The sequence below is a fragment of the Ruegeria sp. THAF57 genome (assembly GCF_903914075.1).
Classification (GTDB): domain Bacteria; phylum Pseudomonadota; class Alphaproteobacteria; order Rhodobacterales; family Rhodobacteraceae; genus Ruegeria.
Window position 1 is genome coordinate 144,968 of the sequence record NZ_CAIWNQ010000001.1, and the last position, 25,637, is coordinate 170,604.

At 57.9% G+C, this 25,637-nt stretch carries 26 protein-coding genes; 13 read left to right on the plus strand and 13 right to left on the minus strand.

The window, feature by feature from the left end; all coding sequences use genetic code 11:
* The first annotated feature begins 1 nt into the window (after position 1).
* The 9 genes from RUESEDTHA_RS00665 to RUESEDTHA_RS00700 all read left to right on the plus strand — a co-directional run bounded on the left by RUESEDTHA_RS00665 (position 2) and on the right by RUESEDTHA_RS00700 (position 8,421).
* Positions 2–610 (plus strand): molecular chaperone, encoded by a 609-nt coding sequence (locus tag RUESEDTHA_RS00665; RefSeq protein WP_180883552.1) that lies wholly within the window; start codon positions 2–4, stop codon positions 608–610.
* 57 nt (positions 611–667) lie between these two features.
* A complete protein-coding gene (locus RUESEDTHA_RS00670) occupies positions 668–856 on the plus strand; it encodes a ubiquinol-cytochrome c reductase iron-sulfur subunit N-terminal domain-containing protein (RefSeq protein WP_039530250.1) in 189 nt (62 codons plus the stop codon).
* Positions 857–960: 104 nt separating this feature from the next.
* Positions 961–3,855, plus strand: a complete 2,895-nt coding sequence (locus tag RUESEDTHA_RS00675) for a formate dehydrogenase subunit alpha (RefSeq protein WP_180883553.1) — start codon at positions 961–963, stop codon at positions 3,853–3,855.
* 12 nt (positions 3,856–3,867) lie between these two features.
* Positions 3,868–4,461 (plus strand): formate dehydrogenase FDH3 subunit beta, encoded by a 594-nt coding sequence (gene fdh3B / locus RUESEDTHA_RS00680; protein WP_037307340.1) that lies wholly within the window; start codon positions 3,868–3,870, stop codon positions 4,459–4,461.
* Positions 4,462–4,571: 110 nt separating this feature from the next.
* Positions 4,572–4,922 (plus strand): putative quinol monooxygenase, encoded by a 351-nt coding sequence (locus tag RUESEDTHA_RS00685; RefSeq protein WP_171210623.1) that lies wholly within the window; start codon positions 4,572–4,574, stop codon positions 4,920–4,922.
* A gap of 27 nt (positions 4,923–4,949) precedes the next feature.
* The gene (locus tag RUESEDTHA_RS00690) at positions 4,950–6,146 is read left to right on the plus strand and encodes a formate dehydrogenase subunit gamma (protein WP_180883554.1); all 1,197 of its coding nucleotides are present in this window, start codon (positions 4,950–4,952) and stop codon (positions 6,144–6,146) included.
* Positions 6,147–7,409 carry a c-type cytochrome gene (locus tag RUESEDTHA_RS00695; RefSeq protein WP_180883555.1) on the plus strand — a complete coding sequence of 421 codons (1,263 nt, stop codon included), beginning with the start codon at positions 6,147–6,149 and terminating at the stop codon, positions 7,407–7,409.
* Between the two features lie 13 nt (positions 7,410–7,422).
* Entirely contained in the window at positions 7,423–7,548 is a 126-nt protein-coding gene (locus RUESEDTHA_RS20790; protein ID WP_255431569.1) for a hypothetical protein, read from the plus strand.
* Positions 7,549–8,421: a helix-turn-helix transcriptional regulator gene (locus RUESEDTHA_RS00700; RefSeq protein ID WP_180883556.1), complete on the plus strand. Its 873-nt coding sequence runs from the start codon at positions 7,549–7,551 to the stop codon at positions 8,419–8,421. It abuts the gene before it with no gap.
* A 2-nt stretch (positions 8,422–8,423) separates the two neighbouring features.
* Here RUESEDTHA_RS00700 and RUESEDTHA_RS00705 read toward each other — a convergent pair whose 3' ends face one another.
* The 9 genes from RUESEDTHA_RS00705 to RUESEDTHA_RS00745 all read right to left on the minus strand — a co-directional run bounded on the left by RUESEDTHA_RS00705 (position 8,424) and on the right by RUESEDTHA_RS00745 (position 17,314).
* Positions 8,424–9,239: an extracellular solute-binding protein gene (locus tag RUESEDTHA_RS00705; protein WP_180883557.1), complete on the minus strand. Its 816-nt coding sequence runs from the start codon at positions 9,237–9,239 to the stop codon at positions 8,424–8,426.
* Between the two features lie 19 nt (positions 9,240–9,258).
* Positions 9,259–9,993 (minus strand): ATP-binding cassette domain-containing protein, encoded by a 735-nt coding sequence (locus RUESEDTHA_RS00710; RefSeq protein WP_180883558.1) that lies wholly within the window; start codon positions 9,991–9,993, stop codon positions 9,259–9,261.
* On the minus strand, positions 9,986–10,699 hold the full coding sequence (locus tag RUESEDTHA_RS00715) for an ABC transporter permease (protein WP_180883559.1): 714 nt from the start codon (positions 10,697–10,699) through the stop codon (positions 9,986–9,988). The genes RUESEDTHA_RS00710 and RUESEDTHA_RS00715 overlap by 8 nt, the downstream gene beginning before the upstream one ends.
* 152 nt (positions 10,700–10,851) lie before the next feature.
* Entirely contained in the window at positions 10,852–11,841 is a 990-nt protein-coding gene (locus RUESEDTHA_RS00720) for an ABC transporter substrate-binding protein (RefSeq protein ID WP_180883560.1), read from the minus strand.
* Positions 11,842–11,900: 59 nt separating this feature from the next.
* The gene (locus RUESEDTHA_RS00725) at positions 11,901–12,746 is read right to left on the minus strand and encodes an ABC transporter permease (RefSeq protein WP_180883561.1); all 846 of its coding nucleotides are present in this window, start codon (positions 12,744–12,746) and stop codon (positions 11,901–11,903) included.
* Positions 12,743–13,675 carry an ABC transporter permease gene (locus RUESEDTHA_RS00730; RefSeq protein ID WP_180883562.1) on the minus strand — a complete coding sequence of 311 codons (933 nt, stop codon included), beginning with the start codon at positions 13,673–13,675 and terminating at the stop codon, positions 12,743–12,745. Before RUESEDTHA_RS00730 ends, RUESEDTHA_RS00725 begins: the two co-directional genes overlap by 4 nt.
* On the minus strand, positions 13,668–14,462 hold the full coding sequence (locus RUESEDTHA_RS00735; protein WP_180883563.1) for an ABC transporter ATP-binding protein: 795 nt from the start codon (positions 14,460–14,462) through the stop codon (positions 13,668–13,670). Before RUESEDTHA_RS00735 ends, RUESEDTHA_RS00730 begins: the two co-directional genes overlap by 8 nt.
* A gap of 55 nt (positions 14,463–14,517) precedes the next feature.
* Positions 14,518–15,972: a dihydropyrimidinase gene (gene hydA / locus RUESEDTHA_RS00740; RefSeq protein ID WP_180883564.1), complete on the minus strand. Its 1,455-nt coding sequence runs from the start codon at positions 15,970–15,972 to the stop codon at positions 14,518–14,520.
* Between the two features lie 91 nt (positions 15,973–16,063).
* Positions 16,064–17,314, minus strand: coding sequence for a Zn-dependent hydrolase (locus RUESEDTHA_RS00745; RefSeq protein WP_180883565.1), 1,251 nt, complete (start codon positions 17,312–17,314; stop codon positions 16,064–16,066).
* 171 nt (positions 17,315–17,485) lie between these two features.
* Between RUESEDTHA_RS00745 and RUESEDTHA_RS00750 the strand changes: the two genes are divergently transcribed.
* Positions 17,486–18,094 carry a TetR family transcriptional regulator C-terminal domain-containing protein gene (locus tag RUESEDTHA_RS00750; protein ID WP_180883566.1) on the plus strand — a complete coding sequence of 203 codons (609 nt, stop codon included), beginning with the start codon at positions 17,486–17,488 and terminating at the stop codon, positions 18,092–18,094.
* A gap of 31 nt (positions 18,095–18,125) precedes the next feature.
* Here the strand turns inward: RUESEDTHA_RS00750 and preA are convergent, their stop codons facing one another.
* The 3 genes from preA to RUESEDTHA_RS00765 all read right to left on the minus strand — a co-directional run bounded on the left by preA (position 18,126) and on the right by RUESEDTHA_RS00765 (position 21,603).
* Positions 18,126–19,430, minus strand: coding sequence for an NAD-dependent dihydropyrimidine dehydrogenase subunit PreA (gene preA / locus RUESEDTHA_RS00755; RefSeq protein ID WP_180883567.1), 1,305 nt, complete (start codon positions 19,428–19,430; stop codon positions 18,126–18,128).
* Between the two features lie 45 nt (positions 19,431–19,475).
* A complete protein-coding gene (locus RUESEDTHA_RS00760; protein ID WP_180883568.1) occupies positions 19,476–20,810 on the minus strand; it encodes an NAD(P)-dependent oxidoreductase in 1,335 nt (444 codons plus the stop codon).
* Positions 20,811–20,970: 160 nt separating this feature from the next.
* Positions 20,971–21,603, minus strand: a complete 633-nt coding sequence (locus RUESEDTHA_RS00765) for a cupin domain-containing protein (protein ID WP_180883569.1) — start codon at positions 21,601–21,603, stop codon at positions 20,971–20,973.
* Positions 21,604–21,771: 168 nt separating this feature from the next.
* Between RUESEDTHA_RS00765 and RUESEDTHA_RS00770 the strand changes: the two genes are divergently transcribed.
* The 3 genes from RUESEDTHA_RS00770 to RUESEDTHA_RS00780 all read left to right on the plus strand — a co-directional run bounded on the left by RUESEDTHA_RS00770 (position 21,772) and on the right by RUESEDTHA_RS00780 (position 24,846).
* A complete protein-coding gene (locus tag RUESEDTHA_RS00770; RefSeq protein WP_180884549.1) occupies positions 21,772–22,767 on the plus strand; it encodes a hypothetical protein in 996 nt (331 codons plus the stop codon).
* A gap of 72 nt (positions 22,768–22,839) precedes the next feature.
* Positions 22,840–24,132, plus strand: a complete 1,293-nt coding sequence (locus tag RUESEDTHA_RS00775) for an O-acetylhomoserine aminocarboxypropyltransferase/cysteine synthase family protein (RefSeq protein WP_180883570.1) — start codon at positions 22,840–22,842, stop codon at positions 24,130–24,132.
* Positions 24,133–24,135: 3 nt separating this feature from the next.
* Positions 24,136–24,846 carry a GNAT family N-acetyltransferase gene (locus RUESEDTHA_RS00780; protein ID WP_180883571.1) on the plus strand — a complete coding sequence of 237 codons (711 nt, stop codon included), beginning with the start codon at positions 24,136–24,138 and terminating at the stop codon, positions 24,844–24,846.
* A 2-nt stretch (positions 24,847–24,848) separates the two neighbouring features.
* Here the strand turns inward: RUESEDTHA_RS00780 and RUESEDTHA_RS00785 are convergent, their stop codons facing one another.
* Entirely contained in the window at positions 24,849–25,544 is a 696-nt protein-coding gene (locus RUESEDTHA_RS00785; RefSeq protein WP_180883572.1) for an SIMPL domain-containing protein, read from the minus strand.
* Positions 25,545–25,637 lie beyond the last annotated feature (93 nt).

Below are 25,637 nucleotides of genomic sequence, written 5' to 3' on the forward strand. Positions count from 1 at the left end.
AATGACCGCAAATGAAGCGCAACAGATGGATGCCTCGGCCGAGGATCGCCTGCGCGCGGATTTCTACAATTTTCTGGGTCTGCTTTTGGCCGGCCCACCTGATCAAATGCTGCTGGATCAGGTGGTAGGACTCAGCGGCGATGACAGCGATCTAGGTCAGGCCATACAAGCGATGGCGCGGGTGGCAAAGGTCACCAAGCCCGCGTCGGCCGAGCGCGAGTTCAACGCCCTGTTCATCGGTTTGGGGCGCGGAGAGCTGCTGCCCTATGCCAGCTTCTACCTCACCGGGTTCCTGAACGAAAAACCCTTGGCGCAGTTGCGCAATGACATGGCCGCGCGGGGGATCACGCGGGCGCAGAATGTCTATGAACCAGAAGATAACATCGCATCCTTGATGGAGATGATGGCGGGCATGATCGTCGGGCGTTTCGGCCCGCCTGCCACGTTGGACGACCAGAAAGCGTTCTGGAACAAACATATCGGCCCTTGGGCCACGCATTTCTATTCTGATTTGGAAGGCGCCGAGAACTCGGTTCTTTATGCCTCGGTCGGTACTGCCGGTCGGGTCTTTATGGAGATCGAGCGCGAAGCCTTCCGAATGTCGGCGTAACCCGCCGCTCACCGGTGCCCGATGGGCATCAAACCGCAATTGGGACAGGAGGAGCCCATGAGCAAGACCAAGGAAGAAGGCGCAACGCGCCGCGATTTCCTTAAACTGGCCGGAACCGCAGCGCCCGCTGCCGTAGCCGCCGCCAGCCTGACCGGGAAAGCCGAAGCAGCAGAGCTGCCGACGGACGAAACCCGGATGCAGGACACAGCGCACACACGCGCCTATCTCGACAGCGCCCGGTTCTAAACCGGACGACGTCACACCCGACTGACGGTTGCGATTGGCCCTGACGTCGGCACCAACAGTACCAAGCCAGCCATGGCTTACATGGCCAGCAAGGGAGGAAAGAAATGCTTAGGAAAAAGACCAACGGGGTTGCGAGACGCCCCCAGCGGACAAGTATCCTGTCCCAGGTCGGCGAGAAAACCGTCGATCGCCGCGCATTCCTGCGTGGCTCGGGCCTGACGATCGGCGGCCTAGCCGCGATCAGCGCCACGGGTGGAACCGTGACGCCAGCCAGTGCCCAAACAGCGGCCAACACCGCCGTTGAGAATATCAAATCCGTCTGCACCCACTGCTCGGTCGGTTGTACCGTCGTTGCCGAAGTGCAAAACGGTGTCTGGGTCGGGCAGGAACCCGGCTGGGACAGCCCATTCAACCTGGGTGCGCACTGCGCCAAGGGGGCATCAGTCCGCGAGCACGCCCATGGCGAGCGCCGCCTGAAATACCCGATGAAAAAGGAAGGCGGAGAGTGGAAGCGCATCAGCTGGGAACAGGCGATCGACGAGATCGGCGACGGCATGATGAACATCCGTCAGGAATCCGGTCCGGACAGCGTGTACTGGCTGGGGTCCGCGAAACATAATAACGAACAGGCCTATCTGTTCCGCAAGTTCGCTGCCTACTGGGGCACGAACAACGTGGACCATCAGGCCCGTATCTGCCACTCGACCACTGTTGCGGGCGTTGCGAATACATGGGGCTACGGCGCCATGACCAACTCGTATAACGACATGCACAACAGCCGGGCCATCTTTATCATCGGTGGTAACCCGGCCGAGGCGCACCCCGTCTCGCTGCTGCATATCCTGCGCGCGAAAGAGCAGAACAATGCCCCCCTGATCGTCTGCGACCCGCGTTTCACGCGCACTGCGGCCCATGCGGATGAATATGTCCGCTTCCGCCCCGGCACCGACGTCGCTCTGGTCTGGGGTATCCTGTGGCATATCTTCGACAACGGTTGGGAGGACAAAGAGTTCATCCGCACCCGTGTCTGGGGCATGGACCAGATCCGCGAGGAAGTTGCCAAGTGGAACCCGGATGAGGTTGAGCGCGTCACCGGCACGCCCGGCTCTCAGCTACGCCGCGTCGCACGGACCATGGTGAACAACCGTCCCGGCACCGTTGTGTGGTGCATGGGCGGCACACAGCACACCAACGGCAACAACAACACCCGTGCCTACTGTGTTCTTCAGCTTGCGCTGGGCAACATGGGCACCTCGGGTGGTGGCACCAACATCTTCCGTGGCCATGACAACGTGCAGGGCGCGACGGACCTTGGTGTTCTGTCCCACACCCTGCCCGGCTATTACGGCCTGTCCGCAGGGGCATGGGGCCATTGGAGCCGTGTCTGGGGTGAAGATCTGGATTGGCTGAAAGGTCAGTTCGCCACGATCAAGGACAAGGAAGGCAAGGACAAGCCGCTCATGAATGAGCGCGGCATCCCGGTTTCCCGCTGGATCGACGGTGTTCTGGAAGATCCAGCCAACATGGATCAGGACAACAACGTCCGTGCCATGGTTCTGTGGGGCCACGCGCCCAACTCGCAGACCCGGATGACGGAAATGAAGACGGCGATGGAAAAGCTGGACATGCTGGTCGTGATCGACCCGTATCCCACCGTTTCCGCCGTGCTGCATGACCGCACCGACGGTGTCTACCTGTTGCCCGCCTGTACGCAGTTCGAAACACGTGGTTCGGCCACGGCATCGAACCGGTCGCTACAGTGGCGCGACAAAGTGGTTGATCCGCTGTTCGAAAGCTTGCCGGACGAGGTCATCATGGCCAAGTTCGCCAACAAGTTCGGATGGGCGGATCGGTTCTTCCGTAACATCGAAATGGAAGACCCGGAAACCCCGAATGTTGAAAGCATCACGCGTGAGTTCAACTCGGGTCTCTGGACCATCGGTTACACCGGTCAGTCGCCGGAACGTCTGAAAAGCCATATGGCCAACCAGCACACGTTCGACAGAACCACGCTGCAAGCCATTGGTGGGCCCAACGACGGCGAGTACTACGGCCTTCCGTGGCCCTGCTGGGGCACACCGGAGATGGGTCATACGGGGACACCGAACCTCTATGACATGTCCAAGCCGGTGGCCGAAGGCGGCCTGACCTTCCGCGCCCGTTTCGGTGTGGAGCGGGATGGTGACAACCTGCTGGCCGAAGGGGTCTATAGCGTTGGATCGGAAATTCAGGATGGATATCCCGAATTCACGATGCAGATGCTGATGGATCTTGGCTGGGACGGCGACCTCACGGCCGAGGAACGCGCGGCAATCGACGCCGTTGCGGGACCAGAGACCAACTGGAAAACCGACCTTTCCGGCGGTATCCAGCGGGTTGCGATCAAGCATGGCTGTGCGCCCTTCGGGAACGCCAAAGCCCGCGCGGTCGTCTGGACCTTCCCGGACCCGATCCCACTGCATCGCGAACCGCTTTATACAAACCGGCGCGATCTGGTCGAGGACTATCCGACCTACGAGGACCGTCAGGCCTATCGCCTGCCAACCCTTTACGCTTCGATCCAAAAGAACGACTTTTCAAAGGATTATCCAATGATCCTGACGTCTGGTCGTCTGGTCGAATATGAAGGCGGCGGTGATGAGACACGGTCGAACCCGTGGCTGGCTGAACTGCAGCAGGATATGTTCGTCGAGATCAACCCCCGCGATGCCAACAACCTTGGTATCCGTGATGGGCAACAGGTCTGGGTCGAAGGTCCCGAAGGCGGAAGGGTTAAGGTGATGGCGATGCTGACCAACAGGGTCGGTGCCGGCGTTGCCTTTATGCCGTTCCACTTTGGCGGCCATTTCCAGGGGGATGATCTGCGGTCGAAATACCCCGCAGGAGCAGACCCCTATGTCTTGGGCGAAAGTTCAAACACCGCCCAGACCTATGGCTACGATTCAGTGACCCAGATGCAGGAGTCCAAGTGTACTCTCTGCAAGATCTGGGCAGCGTAAGGAGGAAAACGAATGGCTAGAGCAAAGTTTCTCTGCGACGCTGAACGCTGCATCGAGTGCAACGCCTGTGTCACCGCGTGTAAGAACGAACACGAGGTGCCATGGGGCATCAACCGCCGCAGGGTGGTAACGATCAATGACGGCAACCCGGGCGAACGCTCGATCTCGGTGGCCTGTATGCATTGTTCGGATGCGCCTTGCATGGCGGTGTGCCCGGTCGACTGCTTCTATCAAAACGAAGAAGGTGTCGTCCTGCACTCCAAGGACCTGTGCATTGGCTGCGGCTATTGCTTCTACGCGTGCCCGTTTGGCGCGCCGCAATATCCGCAGGCGGGCAACTTCGGATCGCGCGGCAAGATGGACAAATGTACCTTCTGCGCCGGCGGCCCCGAGGAAACGCACTCGACCGCAGAGTTCGCCAAATATGGTCGCAACCGGATCGCCGAGGGCAAATTGCCCATCTGCGCCGAGATGTGTTCCACCAAGGCCCTGCTTGCCGGTGACGGCGACGTGGTCTCGGCCATCTACCGTGAACGCGTTGTGGCGCGCGGGTTTGGCTCGGGCGCGTGGGGTTGGGGCACTGCCTACGACCAAAAAGACGGCTAAGGTCTTAAAACAAAACGACAGTCCCCGCGTCACGTCGGGGGCTGTCGCACTAATTTGCGCGGCATCCACTGATTGGATCCGCCGTACGACTTGACCGTGACGGAGTTGAAATGACCGAAGATATCTACTGGCTGCTGAAGCTGGACCTGAACCCCGAAAAACAATCTGATTTCGAGGCACTGATGGCCGAGATGGTGGCGGCCACCCTTCAGGAAACCGGCGCCAAAAGCTATGAATGGCACCAGAGCGGCAATGCGATCCATATCTATGAGCGTTACGCCAGCTCTGACGATGCCCTGATCCATATGCAGAATTTCGGCGCCAATTTCGCCGAGCGGTTCATGTCGCTACTGACACCCGTTCAGCTAGAAGTCTACGGACCTGCGAAAGACGACCTGCGTGCGGCCCTATCCCCGGTTGGCGCGGTTTTTCACCAACAGATCGGCGGGTTCGACCGCTAAGACATTAACCCACAGGAGGGTGTACAAATGCGCCTGATCTACTTCCTGCTTGTTTCGATATTCCTAACAGGGGTCGCTTGGGCGCAGGACACTTCCGAAGCTCAGGCGCCCGAGCGCGCCTCGACCGGTGGGGCAACCACGCTGGAGGACATCCTTGCCCGACAGCGCGGCGAAAAGGTCGATAACACGTATCGGTCCGAAAATACCGGCCAAGGAAATGCAGAAGGCCTTTTGGGTCAGCTTGGCACGCGAGGCGTTGCGTCCGACAGCGATGTATATCGCGCGCTGCGCTATGGATCGGCCGATGTCACTGTATCCTCGAAGGGACCCGCCGCCAGTGTCCTTATTCAGGACGGAGGTATGTGGTGGCTGAACTTTCGCACCGGCCCGCTGCGCGAATATGGTAGCTATATCATTGCTGGCATGGCCGCGATCATTTTTCTGTTCTTCCTGATCCGTGGAAAAATCCGCATCGACGGAGAAAAAACGGGCCGCACCGTTCTTCGGTTCAATGGGTTCGAACGCTTTGGCCACTGGCTGTTTGCCGGGTCGTTTCTGATCCTTGGGATTACCGGGCTACTGACGCTTTATGGCCGCGATTTTCTGATGCCTATTTTCGGCAAGGAAGGGTTTGCGACGATCGCACAGGGGTGCAAATGGCTTCACAACAACCTTGCCTGGGCCTTTATGATCGGGCTTGTGATTGTCACTATCAACTGGATTTCGCACAACATCCCGAACCGCGTCGATCTGAAATGGCTGGCGGCAGGCGGAGGGCTTTTCACCAAGGGATCACACCCGCCCGCCAAGAAGTTTAACGCGGGCCAAAAGATTATCTTCTGGTCCTGTATCCTGTTGGGAATTTCGATCAGCCTCTCGGGTCTGTCCTTGCTCTTCCCGTTTGAGATGCCGCTATTTGCCAAGACCTTCTCGGTTGCCAATGCGACGGGCTTGCCACAACTGCTAGGTTTGGACCTGCCGACGCAGATGTCCCCGCAGGAAGAAATGCAATATGCGCAAGTGTGGCACGTGATGGTTGCCTATATCTTCATCGCCATAATCATCGCCCACATCTACCTTGGCTCCGTCGGCATGGAAGGTGCGTTTGACGCAATGGGCACCGGAGAGGTCGAAGAACAATGGGCGCGGGAACACCATTCTCTATGGCTGGAAGAGGTGCGGGAAAAAGAGGCAGGAAAAGCAGCGGCCTCACCTGCGGAATAGATGCGCGCTCTGGCCTTTGCACTGGTATTGCTACCCCTGCCCGCCTGGGCCGAGTTCTTTACGCTCAAGGGTCACGGCGGCCCGATCATGGGCATAGCCACGGCACCGGACGGGCGCATCGCAACGGCAAGTTTCGACAATTCCGTGGGTCTTTGGTCTGACCAAACCCCCGAATGGCTGGAAGGACACGAAGCGGCAGTAAATTCGGTCGTGTTCAACGGTACGTCCATTTACTCAGCCGGGGATGATTTCACTCTCAGACGTTGGCCCGGCGGTGAAGTTGTGGGGCGGCATCAAGGCAAGATCGTTAATATCGCGGCCTCAAAAACCCATGTTGCAACGGCAAGCTGGGACGGCACGATAGGCGTTTGGCCGGTGGACGGGTCAGCCCCCATGGTGCTTGGCCCGACTGGAAGCGGTGTGAATACAGTGGTGTTTTCACCTGACGGATCAAAGCTATATTCCGCAGGAATGGATGGCGCGCTGCGGGTGTGGGACCTGAGCACCGGTCAGGAAACCCTGCGTTTGGTGGAACATGGTTTCGGCATCAACGAACTGATTCTAAACTCTCAGGACAATTGGATCGCCTATGGAGCCGTTGACGGCGTCACCCGCATCCGGGACCTAACCACAGGGGAAGAACGGGACTTTACCCTGGATCGCCGCCCGATCCTCGCCTTGGCCCTTAGCCCAGACCGGAGCCTTTTGGCGGTGGGCGACGGCGAGGGCTATATAATGGTCATCGAAACGGTAGAATGGCGCATTGCACAGGATTTTCGCGCCACCCTGCGTGGCCCGGTCTGGGCCTTGGCCTTTTCCGCGGATGGCCGCAATATCCACGCCGGTGGCATTGATGAAGCCATGTATAGCTGGCCGGTTTCAGATCTTGGGGAGCAGGAACAGATGGCATCGTCCGAACCAAGCTTTCTGAAAAACCCCAACGAAATGGGTAATGGTGAACGCCAATTCGCGCGCAAATGCTCGATCTGCCACAGCCTGACACCCGATGGTCAACGCCGCGCCGGACCAACGCTACACGGTGTCTTCGGGCGCAAGGCGGGTACGCTGCCGGGGTATTTCTACTCGGAGACGCTGCAAGACTCTGATATCGTTTGGAATAGCGAAACGATAAATGCTCTTTTCGATGAAGGGCCTGACCACTACATTCCGGGGTCAAAGATGCCGATGCAGCGGATCACGCAACCCAGCGACAGGACTGATCTTATCGCGTTCCTGCGTCGTGCCACGGCACCCGAAAACTGAGCCGGAGGAGAACATGAAAGCCTTTCTTGCCGCCGTCGCCGCGATGGTCGTGATTACCGTGGCAGCCCCGTACGCTTTGGGCCAGCTTGGTTTCAGTGCTGCAGATGCCGGGACCGGCGCGTCCGTGCGATTGGACTAGATGCCCGAATACCTGACCACGAAAGAACTGGCCGACCTGCTGCGCATTGGCGAGCGTAAAGCCTATGACCTTGCCTCTTCGGGCGAAGTGCCTTGCGTGCGCGCCATGGGTAAGCTGTTGTTTCCGCGGGCCGAGATTATCGCCTGGCTGAACGCCTCGCGAACCGGCCCAAAGGTCGCAGAACCGTCCCTGCCCCCGATTGTCGCAGGCAGCCACGATCCATTATTGGATTGGGCCCTGCGCGAAAGCGGTTCGGGCCTTGCAGCGTATTATGATGGCTCATTCGACGGGTTAAATCGGCTCAGGGATCGAACAGCACAGGCCGCAGCTTTGCACATTCACGAAGATGAGGGATTCAACGAAGGCGCATTGCGGGATCAATTGGGCGAGGCTCCTGTTATCTTGTATGAAATAGCGCAGCGACAGCGCGGATTGCTGCTTGCCCCAGGCGTCACCGGAATTTCGGAATTTGCCGACCTGAAGGGGCGAAAGGTAGTTCTGAGACAAGACAGCGCAGCCAGTCAAAGGTTGTTTGATGGCCAGCTCGCCGCCCTAGGGCTGACGCGCGATGATCTGGACGCCCTTCCAACCTGTGCCCGAACCGAAGAGGAACTGGCCATTGCCCTGCATGACGGCAAGGCCGAAGCGGGTTTTGGCCTTGGTGCATTGGCCGGTCTTTATGATCTTGAGTTTGTGCCAACCCACAGTGAACGGCTGGACCTTGCTATCTGGCGGCGCGCCTATTTTGATGAGCCTATGCTCAAGCTCCTAAGCTTTGTTCAATCCGACAGGTTTGCCACACGCGCTGCTGAGTTTGGCGGATATGACCTGTCAGGGTTGGGTTCGATCCATCATAACGGGGCCAGCGGTTGATCTTACCGCGCGTTCGGGAAGAATAGCTGCTGACCGTCTAGTTTGTAGGACTCGATCGCAGCCTGCCCGTCAGGACCGATCAACCAGTCAATGAACCGCTGCCCTGCGGCAGCCCGAACGCCTGGATGCTTTTCAGGGTTAACCAGTATAACTCCGTACTGGTTGAACAAGCGCGGGTCGCCCTCGACCAGAATATCAAGGTTTCCCTTGTTCCCAAACGACTGCCACGTCGCGCGGTCCGTCAGGACATAGGCCCCCATTCCGCTTGCTACATTAAGCGTCGCGCCCATACCGGACCCCGTTTCGCGGTACCAAGTGCCCGACGCCTCGGTCGGGTCAATTCCTGCTGATGCCCAATGGTCCAGTTCTGCCTTGTGCGTCCCGCTGTCGTCCCCACGCGAGGCGAACGGAGCCTCCGCCTGTGATACAGCCGTCAAAGCCGCGGCGATATCAGTCCCGCCTTTGACTTTTGCAGGATCCGATTTTGGCCCAACGAGGACAAAATCGTTATACATCACGTCAAACCGCTCAACCCCCCAACCGTCGGCCACGAACTTCTGCTCGGCTGGCTTTGCATGGACCAACAAAACATCACCATCCCCGTTGATCGCATTGCGTATCGCCTGCCCCGTACCTACGGCTACAACCCTGACGTCGATCCCGGTTTCTGCCTCAAACCCCGGCAGGATATAATCCAGCAAGCCCGAATTTTGCGTCGAGGTTGTTGATTGCACCACGATAAACGGTGCTTCGGCCACGGCTGGCGTAACTGTCAGGCCGAGCGTTACCAATGCTGCCCGAACGAATTTCCGGATCATTCTGATCTCCGCTAATTGATTATGTTACCAACCCACCGGCAAGATAACGGCGCGATGCATCGCTTTCCGGTGCATCCAGTAATTGTTTGGCGGCCCCATGTTCAACCACGCGCCCGCCTTGCATCATCACGATATCAGCGGCCAACCGGCGCGCTTGTCCAATATCGTGGGTGACCATGACGATCCGCACCCCCCGGTTCGAGGCCCGCTGAATCATTCTTTCGATCGTTTGTGTGGCACCGGGGTCCAGTGCGCTGGTTGGTTCATCCAGGAACAAGGTTTCAGGGTCCAACGCCAAGGCACGCAGAATGGCAAGGCGCTGTGCTTCTCCCCCAGATAACGATCTTGCAGACTGGCGCGCCTTGCCTTCAAGCCCACCCTCGTCCAGCAATTCCTCGATCCGGGTTTTGCGGATACGGCGTGGAACGCCTTGTCGCTTCAAAACAAAATCCAGATTGGCCGCAACGGATCGCCGCAACAATACGGGTTGTTGAAATACCATCGCCTGCCGTGCTTTGTGTTCCAGACCAAGTGGCGCTCCGTCCTGTTCGACTTGCCCCCGATCCGGTGCAATCAGCCCATGAAGGCACCGCAAAAGCAGGCTTTTCCCCGACCCGTTCGGGCCAAGGATCAAAGTCGGCCCCGGGCCATCCAAAGACAGGCGCGGCACTGTCAACAGAGCCTTGCCGTTGCGCGCTATCTCAAGATTGCGAACGGACAGACGCCGGACTATCTCGAGGGTCAGATCACGCATGGCGCAGCCCCTCTTGTTCGGCGCGCAGGCTAAGCGTGCTGACTATCGCATTCACAGCCACGGCTATTCCGATCAAGATCGCGCCCAAGGCCAGCGCCAGTGCAAGATTGCCCTTGGATGTCTCAAGCGCGATGGTCGTGGTCATCACCCGCGTCACATGGTTGATATTTCCGCCGACAATGATGACCGCGCCCACTTCGGCAATCGCGCGTCCAAACCCGGCCAGTAACGCAGTGATCAAAGCCAGCCTTGCGTCCCACAAAAGTACCGGGACCGACGCCAGACGCGACACCCCAAGCGACCGCAACTGTTCCGAGTATTCTTCGGCCAGCATTTCGATCACCTGCCGGGTCAGCGCGGCGACGATGGGTGTGACCAAAACCACCTGAGCGATGATCATCGCCGTCGGCGTATAAAGCAACTCCAACACACCCAACGGCCCCGATCGTGACAACATCAGATAGACCAAAAGGCCAACAACAACCGGAGGGAACCCCATCAAAGCGTTCATGACTATGATCAGAACCCTTCGTCCCGGAAACCGTGCAACGGCCAGCGCCGCCCCAACCGGCATCCCGATCAACGCTGAAATCAGCACCGCAAATACCGAAACCTTAAGGGAGAGCAACACAATCGACCAAAGCTCTGAATCGCCTTCAAGGATCAGAGACATCGCTGCGCTGAATTCTGATGCAAAACCCTGCATATTCTCCCTTTGACGGTCAAATACTCGCTAAACGACACCAATTTCATGATAATACTAGGTCAATATTGGCTTAAGTACACGCACATTTACGACACTGAAAAAAGAAACGCGGCCCCGAATGGGACCGCGTAATGTTACTCTAATGAAAAGGTTCAGTTCAGGGCTGCATCGGTAATTTGATGGGTCCAGGCACCATCAGGCTGCTTGGTGATCACCGGGTCTGAACCACCTGCCAGCAGTGTGCCAACAGTACGCTCAAAATCCGCCGGATCCAGCGCGCCATTCGAACCTGCGGTCAGCTTGGCAATCTCGCCCATCATGCGCTTTTGATGTTCTTCGGTCTGAGCGCCCGTCGCATCGTTTTCCAGAACGATGTCCGCAGCTTCATCCGGGTTTTCTTCGGCGTATTTCCAACCCTTCATCGAGGCGCGTACGAACCGCTCCATCTTATCAACGAATGCATCGTCACTCAGATTCTCTTCCAGAACATACAGACCGTCTTCCAGCGTCGCGACGCCCTGATCTTCGTATTTGAAGGTCACCAGCTCATCGGGGCTGACGCCTGCATCAATGACCTGCCAGTATTCATTATAGGTCATAGTGCTGATGCAGTCGGCCTGACGCTGCAACAGCGGGTCAACGTTAAAGCCCTGCTTAAGAACTTCGACACCGGACTCGCTCTTGCCGCCTGTGTCGATACCAAGCTGGCTCATCCAACTCATGAACGGGAATTCATTGCCAAAGAACCAGACGCCCAGCGTGCGGTTTTTAAGATCTTCGGGTGAGGAAATCCCTGCATCCTTCCAGCAGGTCAGCATCATGCCCGAGCTTTTGAACGGCTGGGCAATGTTCACCAGCGGCAACCCCTTTTCTCGCGCAGCAAGCGCCGCAGGCATCCATTCAACGGTTACATCCGCACCACCGCCCGCAATCACCTGAGTGGGCGCGATGTCGGGACCACCAGGCAGGATTGTGACGTCCAACCCTTCTTCCTCGTAAAACCCTTTGTCCTTGGCCACATAGTAACCCGCGAACTGAGCTTGCGTGACCCACTTCAATTGCAATGTCACTTCATCTGCCGCAAGTGCAGCACTGGCTGCCAAACTAAAGGCGGTAACCGCCCCGCTAAGTAGCTTTTTCATCTTCATGTCTCCTAGTTGCTGTTGATGCCCCATTTTCGGGGTCTGTTAAGGTTTTGTTGTTATCCACGTTGCGACGGGTGCCAGAATGTCACCGCCTTTTCGATCATCGCCATCAGGCCATAGAACGCTGTTCCCGCCAAAGCCGCGACCACGATTTCCGCCCAGACCATATCCAGCGAAAGCTGACCAACGCTGGTCGAAATCCGAAAGCCCATCCCCAAAGTCGGCGAGCCAAAAAACTCGGCCACAATAGCACCGATCAAAGCAAGGGTCGTCGAGATTTTCAAGCCATTGAAAATAAACGGCATTGCGGCAGGCAGGCGTAACTTGAGGAAACTCTGCCAATAGGTTGCGGCATAGGTCTCCATCAGGTCGCGTTGCATGGCAGTCGCCTCGCGCAGCCCTGCGACCGTGTTTACCAACATTGGGAAGAACACCATGACAACGACGACCGCCGCCTTGGACTGCCAATCAAACCCGAACCACATGACCAGAATGGGCGCCGTCCCCACAATCGGCAGGGCCGCCACGAAGTTCCCCACAGGCAGCAGGCCCAGACGCAGAAAGTCCCACCGATCCACCGCGATTGCTGTCAGGAAGGCCGCGCCGCACCCAATAATATACCCGCTCAAGGCCCCTTTGATGATGGTCTGCACAAAGTCAGCCCACAGGATGGGCAGACTGTCGGCAAATCGCACGGCGATAACCGACGGGGCCGGCAGAATGACCAATGGCACCTCAAGCCCGCGGACGACCAGTTCCCAAATACCGATAATCGTCAGGCCAAAGATCAACGGTGCAAGGAACCGAACCATTCGCGTATCCGCATAAGGCCCGCTGGCGAGGCGACTGTTTAGCCACCAGCCAAACAGCCACAGCAGGATTGCACACAAAACCAGTATCATTGCGCCATCCCCATCCGCTTTAGAACCGTCCGTTCGATCAGCCCAAGCAAACCGACAAGACAGGCCGCCAATATTGCGGCAGCGAACAGCGCTGACCAGATTTGCACCGTCTGACCATAGTAGCTGCCGGCCAGCAAACGCGCGCCCAGCCCGGCGACCGCACCGGTCGGCAGTTCTCCGACGATGGCCCCAACCAGCGACGCGGCGATACCTATCTTCAATGAGGTAAACAGGTACGGCATCGATGCAGGCAGGCGCAGTTTCCAGAACCCTTGCGACCGACTGGCGTTATAAGTGCGCAACAGGTCAAGCTGCATCGCATCGGGGCTTCGTAGACCTTTGACCATACCCACGACGACCGGGAAGAAACTCAGATAAGCCGAAATGACGGCCTTGGGGATAATCCCCTGAATGCCTACGGAATACAGAACCACAATGATCATCGGGGCCAAAGCGATGATCGGGATCGTCTGACTGACAATGGCCCAAGGCATCACCGACATATCCATAACGCGGCTATGCACAATTCCGACCGCCAGCAAAATGCCCAAACCTGTCCCAATCGCAAACCCTAAAACCGTCGCGCTGAGCGTCACCCACCCGTGATAGATCAGCGACCGCTTCGAGGTGATCTTTTTCAGAACCGTCGTCTCCCACATCTCGATCGCAACTTGATGTGGCGCGGGCAGACGGGGACGATCCTGTTCCCATGTTGCGGGAATGGCAAAGCTGTTGTTCAGCACCAGACCCAGCTCGGACATATCCCGCCGATCCTTGGCCGAAGGCGGCTGCACTTCGGCACCTGCGCGTTCCTGCTCGGTCAGAACCCCTTTGATATTCATCGGAACACACGCCACGTACCAAAAGGCCACGATCACGGCGAGGACAGCAAGAACCGCCCAGAACGCTTTGAATCCAGACCTATTCATCCGAATGCCCCGCCCGCAGCCCTTCACGCACGCGATGGGCAACTTCGATGAATTCCGGCGTGTCGCGGATATCCAAAGGCCGCTCTTTGGGCAGAGGGCTGTCGATCACATCCGTAATCCGACCCGGCCGGGGGCTCATGACCACGATTTTGGTGCTGAGATAGACCGCCTCGGGGATCGAGTGCGTCACAAATCCAATGGTCTTTTCGGTCCGTGCCCAAAGCGCCAGGAGTTGCTCGTTCAGGTGGTCGCGCACGATCTCATCCAGCGCGCCAAAGGGTTCGTCCATCAACAGGATATCAGCATCAAAGGCCAATGCCCGCGCGATACTTGCCCGCTGCTGCATCCCGCCTGACAATTGCCACGGAAATTTCCCACCAAACCCTTCAAGATCAACGAGTTCCAAGACCTTCTTGACGCGCTCTTCCTGCTCGGACGCGGAATAGCCCATGATCTCAAGCGGCAGCTTGATGTTCTTGGAGATGGTCCGCCACGGATACAGACCCGCCGCCTGAAACACGTAGCCATAGGCCCGGTTCCGCCGCGCCTCATCCGGGGTCATGCCATTGACGGTCAACGTCCCGGCTGTCGGCGTCTCAAGCGCCGCGATGCAACGCAGGAAGGTGGTCTTGCCACAGCCCGAGGGGCCGATAAAGCTGACGAAATCCCCCTTGTCGATGGTCAGGTTCACGTCCTTCAGCGCGTGGACGGGGCCGTCGTTTGTCTGGAAGGTGAGATCCAGTTGTTTCGCCTCTATTACAGGCTGCGCGGTGCTTTCAGTATTCATTCCAGTGCCTTGAAAAGATTCGGTTATGGGCCGCTTCCAAAGCAGCCCACCCAGATCACACGCCCGTCGCCGGGATGCCCGTCCGTTCAACGGGCCGCGGGGCCGTCAATTCCTTCCACGTACTCAGCGCGCGGTTCACATGCCCGTTCGGTTCTCGTGCCACAAAGTCACCATGTCCTTCCTGAGTACGAATTTCCCCATCATGAACCGCAACCTGACCCCGTGTCAGGGTAAAGCGCGGCAGGCCCTTGACCTCTTTTCCCTCGAACACGTTGTAGTCAATCGAGGATTGCTGCGTGTCGGCAGTGATCGTCTTGGTCTTTTTAGGATCCCAAACCACGATATCCGCATCCGCGCCTACGAGGATCGCGCCCTTTTTTGGGTAGCAATTCATGATCTTGGCTATGTTGGTTGATGTAACAGCCACAAACTCATTTGGTGTCAGACGCCCGGTATTCACCCCATAGGTCCACAGCATCGGCATCCGATCTTCCAACCCGCCAGTTCCATTCGGAATCTTGGTGAAATCGCCCACGCCATAGCGTTTCTGCTCGGTCGTAAAGGCGCAATGGTCCGTCGCGACCACGCTCAGCGTTCCCGAATGCAGCCCGTTCCAAAGGCTGTCCTGATGCTGCTTGTTCCGGAACGGAGGGCTCATGACCCGCCGCGCGGCATGATCCCAGTCTTGGTGAAAATACTCACTCTCATCCAGGGTCAGGTGTTGGATCAAAGGTTCCCCCCAAACCCGCTTGCCCTGCATCTTGGCCCGGCGAATGGCCTCATGCGCCTCTTCACACGAGGTATGGACCACGTACAAGGGTACCCCCGCCATATCCGCAATCATGATGGCACGGTTCGTCGCCTCCCCCTCAACCTGCGGAGGGCGGGAATAAGCGTGCGCTTCCGGCCCGGTATTACCCTCGGCCAGCAGCTTGGCGCTGAGCTCAGCTACCACATCGCCATTCTCGGCATGAACCATCGCAATCCCGCCCAGTTCGGCCAGACGCTTGAACGAGGCGAATAGCTCATCGTCATTCACCATCAGCGCGCCTTTATAGGCCATGAAATGCTTGAACGTGTTAATCCCCCGTGTCTCGATCACCGTCTTGATGTCGTCAAACACCTGCTCGCCCCACCAGGTGACGGCCATGTGGAACGAATAATCACAATTCGCGCGCGTAGACTTGTTGTCCCAGCGTTTCAACGCATCCAGCAGGCTTTCGCCCGGATTAGGCAGCGCGAAATCGACCACCATCGTGGTGCCCCCAGCCAAGGCCGCCCGCGTCCCGCTTTCGAAATCATCGCTGGAATAGGTGCCCATGAACGGCATCTCCAGATGCGTATGCGGATCAATCCCGCCCGGCATAACATAACATCCGGTCGCATCCAGTTCCTTGTCACCCTTCAGATCCATCCCGATTTCAGTGATCACGCCATCTTCGACCATCACATCCGCCTTATAGGACAAATCTGCGGTCACGACGGTCCCGTTCTTGATAACAGTGCTCATTTTGTTCTCCCTGTTGCGGTCTGCGCCGCTTGCTTCATCTGGCTAAAAATATCCCGGGGGAGTCGCCCTCGGGCGACGGGGGCAGCGCCCCCTATTCCACGATTTCCGCTGTCTCAACGACCGCATGAAACAGAACATCCGCCCCGGCAGCCGCCCAGTCCTTGCTGATCTCTTCAGCCTCGTTGTGGCTCAACCCATCCACACAGGGGCACATCACCATGGCCGTCGGCGCCACCCGATTTATCCAGCACGCATCATGCCCCGCGCCCGAGATGATATCCGTATGCGAATAGCCCAGCCGTTCGGCCGCATCCCGCACCGCCGCCACGCAACCGTCGTCAAACTTCACCGGGTCAAACCCACCAACCTTTTCGAACTCAATCTCAAGGCCCATCTCTTCCACGATGTCCTCAGCCGCAACCCTAAGGCGCGCCTCCATATCGTTGATCACCTCCAGTTCAGGAGACCGGAAATCAACCGTAAACACAACCTTGCCGGGGATCACATTGCGAGAGTTGGGGAAGACATCAATATGCCCCGCCGCCCCCACCGCATGAGGCGCATGGGACCACGCAATCTCATCTACTTTTTCAAGAATGCGCGCCATTGCGAGGCCGGCATTCTTGCGCATCGGCATCGGGGTCGAGCCAGTATGTGCGTCCTTTCCGGTGACTGTGACTTGCGTCCAGCTTAGGCCCTGACCGTGGGTAACGACGCCGATGTCTTTATTTTCGGCTTCGAGAATCGGGCCTTGCTCAATGTGCAGCTCAAAGAAGGCGTGCATCTTACGCGCTCCGACCTCTTCATCGCCGCGCCAGCCGATCCGCTGCAATTCGTCGCCGAACTTCTTTCCCTCGGCATCCTCGCGATCATACGCCCAGTCCCGCGTGTGCATCCCGGCAAACACGCCCGAGGACAACATCGCCGGTGCATAGCGTGTGCCCTCTTCATTCGTCCAATTAGTCGCTACGATTGGATGCTTGGTCTTGATCCCCAGATCATTCAGGGTTCGGATAATCTCCAGCCCGCCCAGAACCCCTAAGACACCATCGTATTTTCCGCCCGTAGGCTGAGTGTCCAAATGCGAGCCGACATAGACGGGCAAGGCTTCGGGGTCCGTCCCCTCGCGACGCGCAAACATGTTGCCCATCTGGTCCAGCCCCATCGCACACCCCGCGTCCTCGCACCATTTTTGGAACAGCGAGCGGCCTTCGGCATCCTCATCCGTCAGCGTTTGACGGTTATTCCCGCCCGCCACACCGGGGCCAATCTTGGCCATCTCCATCAGGCTGTCCCACAACCTTTCGCCATTGATCCTGAGGTTCTGCGCCGGAGCTGCCATCTTGTTTTTCCCTGTTGCTTGCGATTTGGCTCGCTTTTGGTGTCTTGATTTGACCATCTGGTCAAACTCACGCTATCACGGGTTCGAGATCAGTCAAGAAATTGCAGGACTCAGCCAGATTTTTTGCCCTATTCAGCACCCGCCTGCCGGAAAAAGAGACACCCTGAAAAAATGCCTGAAGACCGCGCCCCGACCAGAATTCAGAAAAAGAACCGCGCCGCAATTCTCGACGCCGCACTTAATGTGTTCTCAGCCCATGGATTTCGTGGCGCAACGGTTGACCAGATTGCCGCCGAAGCCGGACTAAGCAAGCCCAACCTGCTGTATTATTTCCCATCGAAAGAAGCGATTCACACCGCGCTATTGTCTGGCCTTCTGGACACATGGCTGGCCCCTTTGCACGATCTGGACGCCCAAGGCGACCCGATGGAAGAAATCCTGGCGTATATCCAACGTAAGCTGGAGATGAGCCGCGATCTGCCCCGCGAAAGCCGTCTGTTTGCAAATGAACTGGTACAGGGCGCGCCGCGCATTCACGATTCGCTGTCCAATGACCTGAAGGCCCTAGTCGACGAAAAAACGGCGATTTTGTCGGATTGGATGGATCAGGGCAGGATTGCGCGACTGCACCCCTATCACCTGATTTTTTCCATCTGGGCACTGACCCAGCATTACGCGGATTTTGACGTTCAGGTCCGGGCGATCCTAGGGGACGAAGACCCGTATGAGGGGGCCGAGCCGTTCGTTGATACGCTCTATCGCAAGCTCCTGACGCCATAAAAAAAGGGCCAAGCGCTGGCCCCTTTCTTGCTTACTCGGCTGCTTTTGCCATGGGGTTGTTCGGGTGCGTCGTCCAGTTGGCATAGTCTGGCTGAACCTCGCGCCCTGTACGTGGGTCAACCTCTCCGGCGGCCATCGGCACCATCGAGATACAGCCGTCCACGGGGCAGACATCCACGCAAAGATTACAGGCGACACATTCGTCATCCATGACCTCGAACACGCGGTCATCGGACATGGAAATCGCCTGATGACTGGTGTCTTCGCAAGCCGCATAGCAGCGGCCACACTTGATGCACTGGTCCTGATCAATTTTGGCCTTCGCCACGTAGTTCAGGTTTAGGTACTGCCAGTCCGTGACGTTCGGCACGGCAAGACCGACGACTTCGGAAACGTCCTTATAGCCCTTTTCGTCCATCCATTTCGACAGGCCTGCCGTCAGTTCATCAATGATTTTGAAGCCATAGGTCATGGCCGCCGTGCAAACCTGAACGGTGCCACATCCCAAAGCCATGAACTCTGCAGCGTCGCGCCACGTGGTCACGCCGCCGATACCGGAAATCGGCAGGCCGTGCGTTGCTTGCGCTCGCGAAATCTCGGACACCATCGACAGCGCAATCGGTTTCACCGCAGGGCCGCAATACCCGCCATGGCTGCCCTTGCCATCAATCGAAGGCTCGGGGCTGAACGTGTCCAGATTGACGCTGGTGATCGAGTTGATCGTGTTGATCAGCGACACCGCATCCGCACCGCCGTTCTTTGCGGCCTCGGCAGGTTTGCGAATGTCAGTGATGTTCGGCGTCAGCTTCACGATGACCGGGCGGTCATAGTATTTCTTGCACCAACGCGTGACCATCTCGATATATTCCGGCACCTGCCCCACAGCGGAACCCATGCCGCGTTCGCTCATCCCGTGCGGACAGCCAAAGTTCAGCTCGATCCCGTCTGCGCCGGTTTCCGCCACGCGCGGCAGGATTGCTTTCCACGCCTCTTCCTCACACGGAACCATGATCGAAGCGATCAGCGCACGGTCCGGGTAATCCGATTTAACCCGCGCCATTTCCTCTAGGTTCACCTCCAACGGGCGATCAGTGATCAACTCGATGTTGTTCAGGCCCAAAAGCCGCCGATCCGCACCATAGATCGCACCATAACGCGGCCCGTTCACGTTCACGACCGGAGGCCCCTCGGCCCCGAGCGTTTTCCAGACCACACCACCCCATCCGGCCTCGAAAGCGCGGCGGACGTTGTATTCCTTGTCGGTCGGCGGCGCCGAGGCCAGCCAGTACGGGTTTGGGCTTTCGATACCCAAGAAGTTTGTTTTCAAATCAGCCATTTATCCGGCCTCCCTGATGCAGATCAGCATCTTTATCTGTGGGTTTCACGCATTCAGGCTTGCGTGGATATCCATTGCGGCATCGCGGCCCTCGGCCACTGCAGTCACGGTCAGGTCTTCGCCACCAGCAGCGCAGTCGCCCCCAGCCCAGACACCTGCGATCGAAGTACGCCCGGCCCCAGTGACGGCAATCTTGTTTCCGTCCAGTTCCAAGCCCTCTGGCGCGCCTTCCAATGTCTGACCAATCGCCTTGAGCACTTGATCAGCAGGAACGCGGACCATCTCGCCCGTGCCTGTCAGTTGACCATCATGGCTGGCAGTATACTCCAGTTCGATCTCAGCGGCTGCCCCGTTTCCATGGACGGCCACGGGCTGAACGTTGGTCATGATCTTGACCCCATGCGAAGCAGCCAAGTCCTGTTCGTATCGGCTGGCCCCCATCGCGTCGCGACCGCGCCGATAAGCAATGGTGACATGCTCGGCCCCAAGCAGCTTGGACTTCACCGCTGCATCCACGGCCGTCATACCGCCACCGATGACCACGACATTCCGACCGACCGGCAGGTCAGCCAAGTCACCAGCCTGACGAACATCGGCGATAAAGTCGACCGCGGCCCGCACACCATCCTTGTCGACACCACCCGCGCGCAGGGCGTTCACCCCGGCCAAACCGATTGACAAAAAGACAGCATCGTAATTTGCAGACAGACCTTCTAGCGAAACTCCCTCGCCCAGAACCGAACCGGTCTCGATGGTGATCCCGCCAATACCAAGCAGCCAATCCACCTCGGCCTGCGCGAAATCGTTGGTCGATTTGTAGGCCGCGATTCCGTATTCGTTCAATCCGCCCGGCTTGGGTTTGCTTTCGTGAATGACAACGTCATGACCCAGCATGGCCAAACGATGCGCACAGGCCAGACCCGCAGGGCCAGCCCCTACAACTGCCACTGTCTTACCAGTAGGTGCGGCACGCTCAAACGGGTGCGCACCACCGGCCATCACGCTATCTGTCGCATAACGCTGCAAACGACCGATTTCCACTGGCGAGCCTTCTGCGGTTTCGCGCACGCAGGCTTCTTCACACAGCGTTTCGGTCGGGCAAACGCGGGCGCACATTCCACCAAGGATATTCTGCGCCAGAATAGTTTCACCCGCCGCTTCGGGTTGTCCCGCCTGAATCTGTCGCATGAACAGCGGTATGTCGATGTCCGTGGGACAGGCCGTCACACATGGCGCGTCATAGCAAAAATAGCACCGATCAGCAGCCACAGCAGCCTCATGCGGGGCCAATGGCGGATGCAGATCCGTGAAATTCGAGGTCAGCTCATCGCTGGAAAGCCGCCCGGAAACTATGCCGGGGACCATCTGGCCCTGTGCCATCGCTCTACTCCCTGTAGATATGTTCGTTATGACCTCAGCTTGCCACAATCAGATTTTTTATCAATTGGTAAAATTTGCCAATTGGTCAAAAAATGAAAAAACCGGGCCAAAAAGCCCGGTTTCACCGTTCTACTGCCTGTTATTAAAGCAATTGCGGAATTCAGACCATCTGGTTCAGGTGGCCGGATTTCATCCAAACACGCGCGCCAGATGCCCCGGCTTGCGCGCTGGACTTGTCACCGGGTGGAAGTCTGAGCCAGTCCCAGGCCGCAAATTCCTCGGACGATTCCTGAACCGAGCCTTCGATTACGAACAGCTCAAGCCCTCCGACGGCATCCAATTCCATCGATTCGCCGGGCCCTAATGTCAGAACGCGCACATCCTCTTGTGTGTCTTTGAAGAGCTGCATGTTGCCCTCTCCATTGATTGAACGCCGCACTTGGGTCCGGTCCTCGGGATCGAACTGGTGCAGTTTGACCAATATCGTCGCCCCTTCCTTTGCCGAAGGCGTATGGGACGATGTCGGCGGGTTCCGCACGTAACTGCCCACAGGGAAGTCACCCGTTTCATCCTGAAAGACGCCGTCCAGAACAAGGTATTCCTCACCCCCGTCATGGGTATGCGCGGCAAACGCGCTGCCCGGTGCAAACCGAACAATGGTCGTTGCGCGTGCGACTTCCTCGCCGATCCGATCAAGCATTTTACGTTCAACCCCAGCAGCCGGGGACGCGATCCATTCGTTTTCGTCGAAATGAACTGCCACGCGCCTGGTGAAATCTGCGTTGACCCTCATGAGGCTTCTCCTGTTTCGTCCCGTCTCCAATAGATGGGCGTGCCGCCGCCGATTTCAAATTTCCCGTTTCCGGTGCCGCGTGAACTCTGGTTTTGACGGGCCTTGATGCGTACAGTACGTGCAACACAAATAAGCGCCAATGAGCGGCCAAATTCCGAAAGTCCCTCGATGCAGGCCAAGACCCCAAAGTTCAACGTCGTTATCGTCGGACATAACAACCGCCTCCAGTATGAGGCGCTTTTGTTTGCTGCTTCGTTGCGGCACAGCTCACCGGATTTTGCGGGCAGATTATTCGTTGCCTCACCCAATTCCGGGCCGCGTTGGACCCAAAACCCCGGGCTACAAGACGAGGATGTCCTTAAGGCTTTGAAGCAGTTGGACGCCAAGGTTTTGCCATTCGACAACCATGTATTTGGTGAAAGCTATCCTAACGGCAACAAGATTGAAGCCTTGTTCGCGCTGCCCGAGGGTGAGCCGTTTGTGTTTTTTGACAGCGACACGCTGATCACTGGAACCCTGAACAGCGTCGCATTCGATTTTGACCGTCCCAGCGCCTCGCTAAAAGTCGAAGGAACGTGGCCCCGCCCAACGCTATATGGTCCCGGCTTTGATGGAATTTGGGGCGCATTGTACCGCCAGTTCGGGCTGGATTTTGACAGCTCTTTGGACAGATCGCAGCCGCACGACTACTGGCGGCGGTATCTGTATTTCAATGCCGGTTTTTTCTATTACCGCTGTCCCAAAGAGTTCGGGGAACGCTATTTGGAATATGCCCGCACCATCCGGGACGAAGACATCCCCGAACTGGCCGGGCAAGTGTTGACCCCTTGGTTGGATCAAATCGCACTTCCCCTTGTCATCCATTCGCTTGGCGGAGGGCGCGACACCCTGCCCCAAGGTCTGCTGGATGGATCGGTGAGCTGCCATTACCGCCTGTTTCCACTGCTATACGCACGCGAGAGTGACCACGTGGTCGAGGTGCTGGAAACCGTCGTCGCACCGAACAAGATCAAGAAAGTGCTCAAGGGGTATGAGCCGATCAGAAAGTTGGTGATCCAGCGCAAAGGGCATAAGATCCGTCAGATGTTCGACCGCGACAACCTGCCCCAACGCGAACAAGCCATTCGCAACAGGATCAAAAGTAGCGGCCTTTGGATGCGTTGACTGGGTTGTTGTGCGCAAGCGCCCAATCGCCTAGAGAGTCAGCAACACACATTCCAGAGGGAGAGTTCAACGATGTCAGACGGTCCAACCTACGGCTTTGACACGCTTCAAATTCACGCTGGTGCGCGCCCTGATCCGGCAACGGGGGCGCGTCAGACCCCGATTTACCAGACAACGGCGTATGTCTTTCGTGACGCAGACCATGCGGCCGCCCTGTTCAACCTGCAGGAAGTCGGCTTTATCTACTCTCGCCTGACTAACCCAACCGTGGCAGTTCTGCAGGAACGTATCGCCACGCTGGAAGGTGGTGTGGGCGCTGTCTGCTGTTCTTCGGGCCACGCGGCGCAGATCATGGCGTTGTTCCCGTTGATGGCCCCGGGCTGTAATATCGTTGCTTCGACGCGCCTTTATGGGGGGACCGTTACGCAGTTCAGCCAAACCATCAAACGCTTTGGCTGGTCCGCCACATTTGTGGATACAGATGACGTAGACGCGGTGAAGGCCGCCATTGACGACAACACCCGCGCCATATTCTGCGAATCCATCGCCAACCCAGGCGGATACGTCACCGATATCCGTGCGCTGGCAGATGTCGCCGACGAAGCGGGCATCCCTCTGATCGTCGACAACACCTCGGCCACCCCATACCTGTGCCGCCCGATTGAGCATGGCGCGACGCTGGTGGTGCATTCAACCACCAAATACCTGACCGGCAACGGCACAGTAACGGGCGGCTGCGTCGTGGATTCGGGCAAATTCGACTGGTCGGCGAATGACAAATTCCCCTCGCTCGGCCAGCCTGAACCCGCCTATCACGGCTTGAAATTCCACGAAACTTTCGGCCCGCTTGCCTTCACCTTCCACGGCATCGCCATCGGTCTGCGCGATCTTGGCATGACGATGAATCCGCAGGCCGCCCATTACACATTGATGGGGATCGAAACCCTGTCGCTGCGGATGGAGCGCCATGTCGAGAACGCGCAAAAGATAGCGGCCTGGCTCGAAGCGGATGACCGGGTGGAATACGTGACCTATGCCGGGCTGCCCTCTTCGCCCTACCACGACCGGGTTAAAGCGCAGTACAAGAAGGGCGCTGGCGCGCTGTTCACCTTTGCCGTCAAAGGCGGGTATGACGCCTGCGTCAAGCTGGTGAATGCGTTGGAGATCTTTAGCCATGTAGCCAACCTGGGCGATGCACGGTCGCTGATCATCCACTCGGCTTCGACCACCCACCGCCAGTTGACCCCCGAACAGCAAGAGGCCGCAGGTGCCGGCCCCGGCGTTGTGCGCGTATCCATCGGGATTGAAGACGCTGGCGATCTGATCGCTGATCTGGATCAGGCACTAGCAAAAGCGTCGGCCTAAATCATGGTCGAGCACGTAAAGAACGACTTGGGCCAACCTATCGGATTACCGGTTTCGGGCGAGTTTCCACGCCCGACTCCGCCCTACACGCCGATGGAGGGGCGCTATTGTTCGGTCGTGCCACTGGACGTGAACCGGCATGCGCCCGGATTGTACCGGGCGTTTGCCAACGATACCGACGGACGGAACTGGACCTACCTGCCCTACGGTCCGTTCGAGGCTGAAGAAGACTTCGAACTTTGGGCGCGTGCATCGTGCATGGACGCTGATCCGATGTTTCACACGGTACTGGATCACGAGGGCACCCCGGTTGGGATGGCCTCGTTCCTTCGGATTGACCCCGCTGCGGGCGTCATCGAGGTTGGACACATCCACTTTTCGCCGTTACTGCAGCGTAAACCGCCTTCTACCGAGACAATGTTCCTGATGATGCGCCGCGTGTTCGACGAGCTGGGATACCGGCGCTATGAATGGAAATGCGACGCATTGAATGCCCCGTCACGCAGCGCGGCCGAGCGTCTGGGATTCACATTCGAAGGGATATTCCGGCAGGCCGCGCATTACAAGGGGCGCAACCGGGATACGGCTTGGTATTCCATACTCGACACTGAATGGCCCCGCGTCCGTTCCGCGTTCGAAGCATGGCTGTCGCCCGACAATTTCGACCAAACGGGCCAGCAACGCCATCCGCTGCAGGCCCGCGCCAAAAGCTAGGGTTACTCTGAAATCCCGAACTCCATCGAAACGGTGACAGAGATCGAGATTTCCCCGCCTGCGACCGGCACACCACCTGAGTCTGCCATGTTGAACTCGCGCATCTGAGCGGCAGGCCGGACGCTTGCGACCTGCTCATTGATCGTTTGGACCGGGCCCAAAGTCAGGTTCGCAGCTTGTGCCAGTTGTTCAGCTTTGGCGGTCGCTTCGGCGACGGCCTTGGCGCGCGCTTCGGCCTCAAGGGGTTTCGGGTCTTTGACACCGAAACTGAGGCCGCCGAAGTCATTAGCCCCATCCTGAATGACGGCGTCCATGAGCGACCCAAGTTGCGAAAGGTCCTGAACACGTACGATCACCCGGTTCGAGGCGACAAATCCCGTGATCTCTGGTTTGTCTGTGTTTTGACTACCGCGTCCTGACCAAACCGGCGACAAAGAGATGTCACGCGTCTGTACGTCCCGCGCTTCGACGCCCAGTTCTTCAAGGCGTTTCAGGATTTGAGATACAGCGTCAGACGTGGCCTGCATCGCGGTTGACGCTTGCGCATCCTCATTCGTGACACCCAGACTGATCGTCGCCATATCTGGGGCCGCCTGAACGGTGCCAGCGGCGGCGACTGAGATGCGACGTTCTTCCGCATGTGCCATTCCCGCGGCGGTCATGGCCAGAACGGCGGCCAGAAAAGCAAGGTTCTTCAAGGTCTTCCCTCCAAATTCATTTACACTAAGATGGGGTGGCAACGGTCTGCCGAACAAGGGGAAGGATTGGCTTTTTCTTTCCCTCGGCGGGAT

Coding starts and splice junctions, on each gene's coding strand:
- hydA (WP_180883564.1), bottom strand. CDS start 15,972: ATGAGCACTGTTATCAAGAACGGGACCGTCGTGACCGCAGATTTGTCC.
- RUESEDTHA_RS00730 (WP_180883562.1), bottom strand. CDS start 13,675: ATGAATAGGTCTGGATTCAAAGCGTTCTGGGCGGTTCTTGCTGTCCTC.
- RUESEDTHA_RS00710 (WP_180883558.1), bottom strand. CDS start 9,993: ATGCGTGATCTGACCCTCGAGATAGTCCGGCGTCTGTCCGTTCGCAAT.
- fdh3B (WP_037307340.1), top strand. CDS start 3,868: ATGGCTAGAGCAAAGTTTCTCTGCGACGCTGAACGCTGCATCGAGTGC.
- RUESEDTHA_RS00705 (WP_180883557.1), bottom strand. CDS start 9,239: ATGATCCGGAAATTCGTTCGGGCAGCATTGGTAACGCTCGGCCTGACA.
- RUESEDTHA_RS00745 (WP_180883565.1), bottom strand. CDS start 17,314: ATGGCAGCTCCGGCGCAGAACCTCAGGATCAATGGCGAAAGGTTGTGG.
- RUESEDTHA_RS00725 (WP_180883561.1), bottom strand. CDS start 12,746: ATGATACTGGTTTTGTGTGCAATCCTGCTGTGGCTGTTTGGCTGGTGG.
- RUESEDTHA_RS00690 (WP_180883554.1), top strand. CDS start 4,950: ATGCGCCTGATCTACTTCCTGCTTGTTTCGATATTCCTAACAGGGGTC.
- RUESEDTHA_RS00670 (WP_039530250.1), top strand. CDS start 668: ATGAGCAAGACCAAGGAAGAAGGCGCAACGCGCCGCGATTTCCTTAAA.
- RUESEDTHA_RS00765 (WP_180883569.1), bottom strand. CDS start 21,603: ATGAGGGTCAACGCAGATTTCACCAGGCGCGTGGCAGTTCATTTCGAC.
- RUESEDTHA_RS00780 (WP_180883571.1), top strand. CDS start 24,136: ATGGTCGAGCACGTAAAGAACGACTTGGGCCAACCTATCGGATTACCG.
- RUESEDTHA_RS00750 (WP_180883566.1), top strand. CDS start 17,486: ATGCCTGAAGACCGCGCCCCGACCAGAATTCAGAAAAAGAACCGCGCC.
- RUESEDTHA_RS00735 (WP_180883563.1), bottom strand. CDS start 14,462: ATGAATACTGAAAGCACCGCGCAGCCTGTAATAGAGGCGAAACAACTG.
- preA (WP_180883567.1), bottom strand. CDS start 19,430: ATGGCTGATTTGAAAACAAACTTCTTGGGTATCGAAAGCCCAAACCCG.
- RUESEDTHA_RS00700 (WP_180883556.1), top strand. CDS start 7,549: ATGCCCGAATACCTGACCACGAAAGAACTGGCCGACCTGCTGCGCATT.
- RUESEDTHA_RS00720 (WP_180883560.1), bottom strand. CDS start 11,841: ATGAAAAAGCTACTTAGCGGGGCGGTTACCGCCTTTAGTTTGGCAGCC.
- RUESEDTHA_RS00775 (WP_180883570.1), top strand. CDS start 22,840: ATGTCAGACGGTCCAACCTACGGCTTTGACACGCTTCAAATTCACGCT.
- RUESEDTHA_RS00770 (WP_180884549.1), top strand. CDS start 21,772: ATGCAGGCCAAGACCCCAAAGTTCAACGTCGTTATCGTCGGACATAAC.
- RUESEDTHA_RS00685 (WP_171210623.1), top strand. CDS start 4,572: ATGACCGAAGATATCTACTGGCTGCTGAAGCTGGACCTGAACCCCGAA.
- RUESEDTHA_RS00665 (WP_180883552.1), top strand. CDS start 2: ATGACCGCAAATGAAGCGCAACAGATGGATGCCTCGGCCGAGGATCGC.
- RUESEDTHA_RS00715 (WP_180883559.1), bottom strand. CDS start 10,699: ATGCAGGGTTTTGCATCAGAATTCAGCGCAGCGATGTCTCTGATCCTT.
- RUESEDTHA_RS00760 (WP_180883568.1), bottom strand. CDS start 20,810: ATGGCACAGGGCCAGATGGTCCCCGGCATAGTTTCCGGGCGGCTTTCC.
- RUESEDTHA_RS00675 (WP_180883553.1), top strand. CDS start 961: ATGCTTAGGAAAAAGACCAACGGGGTTGCGAGACGCCCCCAGCGGACA.
- RUESEDTHA_RS20790 (WP_255431569.1), top strand. CDS start 7,423: ATGAAAGCCTTTCTTGCCGCCGTCGCCGCGATGGTCGTGATTACCGTG.
- RUESEDTHA_RS00695 (WP_180883555.1), top strand. CDS start 6,147: ATGCGCGCTCTGGCCTTTGCACTGGTATTGCTACCCCTGCCCGCCTGG.